Source organism: Bacteroidota bacterium, from assembly GCA_030706745.1.
Taxonomy (GTDB): domain Bacteria; phylum Bacteroidota; class Ignavibacteria; order Palsa-1295; family Palsa-1295; genus PALSA-1295.
Genome location: JAUZNX010000009.1, coordinates 133610 through 140204 on the forward strand (window position 1 = coordinate 133610; position 6595 = coordinate 140204).

A 6595-nucleotide genomic window follows, 5' to 3' on the forward strand; every position below is an offset into this window, starting at 1 on the left:
TTCCTTACTCTTGGCAGTTCCTCTCCAGTCACACGGAGGCCTTATGAAGCATGTTGTCACTTCTGCTATTATTGATTGGGCATTGGTCGTCCTCGTCGTCTCTGGTTGCCGTCATGCTCCAACCGGGCCAGGAAATGATTCGACTTCCATCGTCGGGATGCAGTCCTTCACTCATGCAAGGATCACTCTGACCGCCACAAATTTCTTTACCACGTCGCCCTATGTGCCCGGCTGGTATGACGACACGTATGACACGTCCGAGCAATGGGAGATGGCCATGCATCAGACGGCCCAGTGGAACGGCAACGCTCTCCTTGACGATGGTACCGTAAACGATAGTACCCCACCTAACGCCGCGTTTTCCTCCAATTACTTGCAGACTGTGAGCGATTCGTTCGCGATCGTTACCTCGGCCGATGGCAAGACGATCCAGTCGTTCAGCGCAATCATCGATAGTGGGTGGAATTACTACGGGAACACCTACGTCACGAGTCGGCGTACGCTTACGGGAGTCTCAATCCCTCTTGTATCGAGTTCACCAACCAGCATGGTATTCGCGCTCTCAGGGAATACGGTCAAAGACCATCTCAATAACATGACGTTTAATCTTTTCAGTCATAATGGCTGCTCCAGCTCTTGGAAGGAAACCACCTACGACTCGACGAATTGGCAGGATCCGACCTCAACGCCCAGGCTCACGATTACCCTGACAAAGTAGGCACATCCTGACCTCGGCGGAAGACCTAAGGCTGGTTCAAACGGAAGGCCGCAATTCCGTGTTTGGGGTCGTATGCTTCTCGATCTTCCCGTCGTCGACACCCCGACCGCACTCCCGGAGGCTCCGCCGCGTCAGGCGCGCCCGGATTGGCTCAAAGTTAAGCTGCCCTCCGGCGAAACCCACGACCACCTCAAACGGCTCATGCGCTCGAAGAGCCTGCACACCGTCTGTGAGGAAGCACGATGCCCGAACATGGGCGAGTGCTGGAATGCCGGCACGGCGACCTTCATGATCCTCGGCGACACTTGCACGCGGTCCTGCGGATTTTGCGCCATCAAGACCGGGCGCCCCAGTGCACTCGATTCCGATGAACCGCGGCACGTTGCTGAAGCCATTCGATCGATGAAGATCAAGCACGCAGTCATCACGAGTGTCAATCGCGATGAGCTAAAGGACGGTGGCTCGATTCTCTTTGCCGAGACGATCCGGCAGGTACGCACGCTTAATCCAGGCACGACGATCGAAGTACTCATTCCGGACTTCAAGGGTAAGCCTGAATGCCTGGACAGGATTCTGGAGGCTGGCCCGGACATTCTGAATCATAACACCGAGACGGTCCCGAGCTTATATCGCACGGTAAGGCCGCAAGCGAAATATCAATGGACGCTTGCCGTCCTTCGTCGCGCGAAGCAAGCTGGTTTCAACACCAAGACTGGCATTATGCTGGGACTTGGTGAAGAACGTGAAGAGTTGCTCCACGTAATGCGCGATCTGGCCGAAGTGAAAGTGGACATCCTCACGCTTGGGCAGTATCTTCAACCGACAAAAGCCCATCTGCCAGTCAATCGCTATGTACCTCCCAGCGAGTTCTTAGAGCTGCATGACCGCGGTATGGAGATGGGCTTCCACATCGTCGAAGCCGGCCCGCTCGTTAGAAGTTCGTATCACGCAGAGCGACATGTCTAATGACACACTTCGATTGATGAATGACAAGTGGTGCTCAATTGAGGGCGTTCATTTGTCATTCGTCATTTGTTATATGTAATTCAACTTGCTGGCGCTCTACAATCTGTTCCTCCCCCTACTCCTTGCGCTTGCGCGCATCGCGGGAATATTCAGCCAAAAACTCCGGCGTGGCCTGAGTGGACGCAACGGGCTGATCGAACATGTCAGGTCGCATTATGCGGCAGCACAAATTCACGGTTCACGCATTATTATTCACGTTGCGTCCTACGGTGAACTCGAGCAAGCAAAGCCAGTAATCGCGGCAATTCGAAAGCAGTATCCCTATGTGCACATTCATCTTACATTCTTCTCCCCAAGCGGCTATGAGAATGTGATCGGGAAATACATGGAGGTGGATTATATCAGCTACTCACCACTTGACATTCGCAGTGAAGTCTCCACTTTCTTGAACGCGGTGCAACCGGACCTCGCGCTCTTCGCCCGCTATGATGTTTGGCCGAACATGGCGATGGAGCTGTCACTTCGCAATATTCCAACAATCCTCTTTGCGGCAACGGCTGCGGAGGAATCGCGTCGGATGATGCCACTGGTGCGGTCGCTTCACAAAGCAGTCTATAATGCCCTCACGAAGATCCTCGTCATTACCGAGGCGGACCAAGCACGCTTTTCGGCGCTTGGAGTCGATTCACAAAAGCTCGCTGTCGTGGGAGACACCCGTTTCGATCAAGTCATTGCCCGGAGGCAAGCGAGCGTTCCCGCGCTATTGCCCGCGAAGCTGAGAGAAAGTATCGAAGATAATGGGACACTCGTTTTTATCCTTGGCAGTGCTTGGCCAGCGGATGAGGCGGTGGTGCATGCAACCATTCGGAGTTCGCTCGATCGAGGAGATAATATCCTTTGGATCATCGCGCCACACGAGCCCGACGCGGAGCACATTCAACCGTTGTTTGAAACCTACCGGAGTAAAGCCATTCGGCTCTCGACCATTGAGAGTTGGAGCGGCGAGCCAATCATTATTGTCGATTCCATCGGCAAGTTATTCGGTCTTTATCAATATGCGGATATTGCGATGATCGGCGGGGGCTTCTCCGCAGGTCTGCATAATGTACTCGAAGCGGCGGTGTGGGGCGCTGCGACGATTGTTGGGCCAAAACACCAAAAGTCAAGCGAGGTGCAGATGATGATCGATCGTCTTGCTGCCTTTGAGGTTTCAACCCCTCGCGAGTTCGAGTTTGTCTTCTGGCGCATGGTGAACGATGATGACCTACGCATCTCAACTGGCGCGAAGGCGTGCGCATTTGTTGAGGAGGGACAAGGAGCGACGAAGCGAATTTTGGAGGCTATCTGTCACGAAATACCGCCTCGCATCACACGATCATAACTCTTCTTCTTCGTCCCCGACCATATCGGTCTCGACATACCCCTTGGTTTCTTGCGCGAGGACTTTCGGTACGAGGAAATATCCATCGGCCGCCTTGGGCGCATTCGAAAGCGCTTGTCCCACGGTGAGCGAAGGCCACATAACATCCGGGCGCAACGCGTTTTGCTCGACCTCTTCATTCAGATTCTCGAGCGGCTCGACATTCGACACATCCAGCTCTTTGAGCTGATCGATATATCCCAGAATGTGATTCAACTCGCCTGTGAGTTCGGCAAGCTCGGGCTCGGTGAATTCGAGCTTCGCAAGATCGGCGACTTTTTTGACTTCGTCAGGTTTTACCACGGCTGCAATTATTTGAGCAAATGACTTTTTGATTTCATCCGGCCAGCCACTTCAAGCGGTCTCGCCACAATGATGCCGGTCTGATGGCTGCTGTGAGTCAGATACTCCGCCAACGGCTCATCACTCACAATAACCTTGCCTTTCAAACTGGAGGCATGCATAAAATGGATTCGGCCATCTGGCATACGCACGGCAATTCCGGTGTGCGAACAATCCAATCCCGGAATATTCGTCGTTATACCCAGTATATCCCCCGAACGAATCTTGCTTTCGATTTTGGCAACATCCTCTTTGGGAATGTAATAATATCCGCCAATCGAATGGATACTCGCTTCGATTGACTGTATTTCTGCAAAAGTCGAATCACTCGCAAGCTGTTTATAAAAAGAGCGGTGCTGCGTCATGAAATTGATCGTGCGAGTATCTTTGTGTACCAAATCGCCACCAATGTTTCGCGTGATATTGAAGAGTACATTCTTTTGCTCGCCGTTAAAAAAGTAATCGGTTGTATAATGCAAGCGCGATGCGTACCCATTGAGGCCGCCGTTTCGATACCGAAGGAGGGTGAGTTGACGAAAGAAGCCATCGCTCGGAGGCAAATCGAGTGAGCGAGCCAGCGCCAGCGATGTCTCATAAAACGTCACACAGTCGAAGCCATGCAAATTGACGATCAGCTTCTCCGAATTCGGGATGGTATCGAGCGTTCCGGCCACATACGGAGTCCCAAGAAAGAGCTTCCCGACAGCCGCTACGCGCTCGCCAATTGGTAATGTATCGAAATGCTGCTCACGAGCGGTCAGGAGCTTCGCCCTTAAGATCGCTTCGTCGGCCTTCGATATAACTTGCGCATTCACGCTGCCTGCCATCATCAACGCTCCCAGCGCAAGCACGATAATTCGACTATTCCAAGTTCTGTACTTGCTCACGAATTTTCTCCAGCTCCTGCTTGACAAGCACGACATGATGGGCAACATCGGCCTGATTGGTCTTCGAGCCAATGGTGTTCACCTCACGGTTCATCTCTTGCAGAATGAAGTTAAGCTTACGTCCGGCGGCCTCGGGGGATTCCATGGCTTCGAGGAAAAATTTTAAATGCGAGCGAAAGCGGACGATCTCCTCCGTCACATCCAGGCGCTCGGCAATCATCGCAATCTCGAGTTCGAGCCGCTGGTTGTTCAGTACCTCGATGTCTTGCGTGAGCTCGAGCACGCGTTCTTTGAGCTTGGCGTATTCCTCCGCGGCTGTGGTTTTCGCCAATTTCTCTACCTCATCGACATGCCCGGTAATGACCTTCAGACGCTCGCGCAGATCGCGCTCCAATTCGCGGCCCTCCTGCTGGCGCATGGTCGTAAGATCGAGGATCGCTTTCTCCAGAGCCTGTTGTGTCAGGCCCCACTCTTCCTTTGCGGCGGTCGCGGAGGTATCCTCTCCCTGGAAAATATCCCCAAAGCTAGTCAGGTCGCGCAATTGGATTTCCGCCGTGAGGCCGGTCGCGGTCCGCAGCTTATCGAGCAGGTTGAAATAGGCTCGCGCCATCGGCTCGTTGATCGTCAGCGGCAGCGCCTCAGTACCTTGCCGTTCAATCGATACGTTAACCGAAATCTTGCCGCGTTCCAGCCGCTTCCGAACCGCTTCGCGGAGATCGAGTTCGCGCTCCGAAAGCGTACGCGGCGTGCGGACCGATATTTCGATGAAGCGCGAGTTCACGCTGCGAATCTCAGCGGTCACGGTAATCGTCGCCCCGCCTTCGGTACTATGGACCGTTTCGCCTCGGCCAAAGCCCGTCATGGATGTTAGCATGCTACAAAAATAGTAACGAATGGATGGTGTGTCGAGCAACGACTAACGAGCAGGCCGCCAAAGTTATTACGGCCGCAAGCACACTTCGATATCATGAGAGCCTTCTACAGGCCTTACGTAATATAACCGAAGCCGTGGTATTTCTGCCAATGTCTCGTGTCCAAGGGGTCCTATAGCCGCGCGGGCGTCGCCGCCGAAAACAATCGGCGCTTGGAAAATAATGAGTTCGTCGAAAAGCCTCTCACGGACGATGGATGCTGCCAGCGTCGGCCCCGCTTCGACAAGGACGCTGGCAATTCCGCGCGCGCCCAGCACACGAAAGAGAGCGGCCAAATCCAAACGATCATTCTTCGAGGAGATCGGTAAGTGCTCTATGCCGTGCGGCAATTCTGATTCCCGGGTTTCCCGGGACGCATCGGTCACAACAATCGTGCGATTGCGGTGCTCATCGCAAAATACCTTCAATGTCCGCGGTAACTCCAGCCTTGAATCCAGAACAATACGCCATGGCTGGCGGCCCTCGACCATACGGACGGTCAGTGCGGGATCGTCTAAGAGGGCCGTGCGAGACCCTACCAAGACAGCATCATACTCAGCGCGCATCGTATGGACCCGGCGGCGCGAGGCTTCGCTTGTGATCCACTTTGACTCACCAGTCGCAAGTGCCGAACGGCCATCCAACGACGTCGCTAACTTCAGCGTGACATAAGGCAGACCGGTCGTTACCTGTTTTATGAAGAAGCGGTTCAGTTCTTCGGCTTCCGCTTGCAGCAGCCCAACATCGACCTGGATTCCGGCATCGCGAAGCTGCCGAATACCTTCGCCGTTCACCTTCGGGTAGGGATCTACCAAAGCAACAACGCAGCGCGCGATCTTTTTTGAGATCAGCAGTTGACTACATGGAGTTGTTTTGCCTTTGAATGAATGAGGCTCGAGCGTGACATACACCGTAGCGCCCTCAACCGAATGACCATGAGCCTCAGCATCGGCAATGGCGTTTGGCTCTGCATGCAGTCCGCCAAATTCGAGATGCGCCCCCTCGCCGATGATCTGGCCGCCAGAATCCGTAATGACGCAGCCAACCAGAGGATTCGGACTGACATGCCCGACGCCGCGCCGCGCAAGTTCGAGCGCGCGTAGCATACGGTCACCGTCCAAATCGCTGAATATCATTTGGCTACTAACACAAAGCCCCTCTTTCGAGGGGCTCCATGTTTGATGAATTCACATGATTCTATTTGCTCAGGATCATCTCTCGCGTCAGACGAATGTCGCCACTCGTCAAGACGACGAAGTAGGTGCCACTTGCCAGATCGCCAGCGTCGAGAGAAACAACATTGTTTCCGGTGTTCAACGCACCGTTGTAGATGGTCCGTACTACTGAGCCC

Annotated in this window: 7 protein-coding genes; 3 read left to right on the forward strand and 4 right to left on the reverse strand. The window is 53.9% G+C overall.

Annotated features, from left to right (window positions below; all coding sequences use genetic code 11):
- Window positions 1-43: 43 nt before the first annotated feature.
- The 3 genes from Q8902_11345 (at window position 44) to Q8902_11355 (ending at window position 3065) form a co-directional block, all read left to right on the forward strand.
- Window positions 44-718 (forward strand): hypothetical protein, encoded by a 675-nt coding sequence (locus Q8902_11345; GenBank protein MDP4200151.1) that lies wholly within the window; start codon window positions 44-46, stop codon window positions 716-718.
- 72 nt (window positions 719-790) lie between these two features.
- Window positions 791-1684: a lipoyl synthase gene (gene lipA / locus Q8902_11350; protein ID MDP4200152.1), complete on the forward strand. Its 894-nt coding sequence runs from the start codon at window positions 791-793 to the stop codon at window positions 1682-1684.
- A gap of 85 nt (window positions 1685-1769) precedes the next feature.
- Window positions 1770-3065 carry a glycosyltransferase N-terminal domain-containing protein gene (locus Q8902_11355; GenBank protein MDP4200153.1) on the forward strand — a complete coding sequence of 432 codons (1296 nt, stop codon included), beginning with the start codon at window positions 1770-1772 and terminating at the stop codon, window positions 3063-3065.
- On the opposite strand, the gene gatC is transcribed toward Q8902_11355, so the two are convergent.
- From gatC to ribD, 4 genes are all read right to left on the reverse strand, one after another.
- Window positions 3060-3407 carry an Asp-tRNA(Asn)/Glu-tRNA(Gln) amidotransferase subunit GatC gene (gatC, locus tag Q8902_11360; GenBank protein MDP4200154.1) on the reverse strand — a complete coding sequence of 116 codons (348 nt, stop codon included), beginning with the start codon at window positions 3405-3407 and terminating at the stop codon, window positions 3060-3062. The two genes, Q8902_11355 and gatC, sit on opposite strands and share 6 nt — an antisense overlap.
- Before the next feature lie 8 nt (window positions 3408-3415).
- Entirely contained in the window at window positions 3416-4333 is a 918-nt protein-coding gene (locus Q8902_11365) for a DUF1460 domain-containing protein (protein ID MDP4200155.1), read from the reverse strand.
- Window positions 4308-5207 (reverse strand): YicC/YloC family endoribonuclease, encoded by a 900-nt coding sequence (locus Q8902_11370; GenBank protein MDP4200156.1) that lies wholly within the window; start codon window positions 5205-5207, stop codon window positions 4308-4310. Before Q8902_11370 ends, Q8902_11365 begins: the two co-directional genes overlap by 26 nt.
- 66 nt (window positions 5208-5273) lie before the next feature.
- Entirely contained in the window at window positions 5274-6350 is a 1077-nt protein-coding gene (gene ribD, locus Q8902_11375) for a bifunctional diaminohydroxyphosphoribosylaminopyrimidine deaminase/5-amino-6-(5-phosphoribosylamino)uracil reductase RibD (protein ID MDP4200157.1), read from the reverse strand.
- Window positions 6351-6595 lie beyond the last annotated feature (245 nt).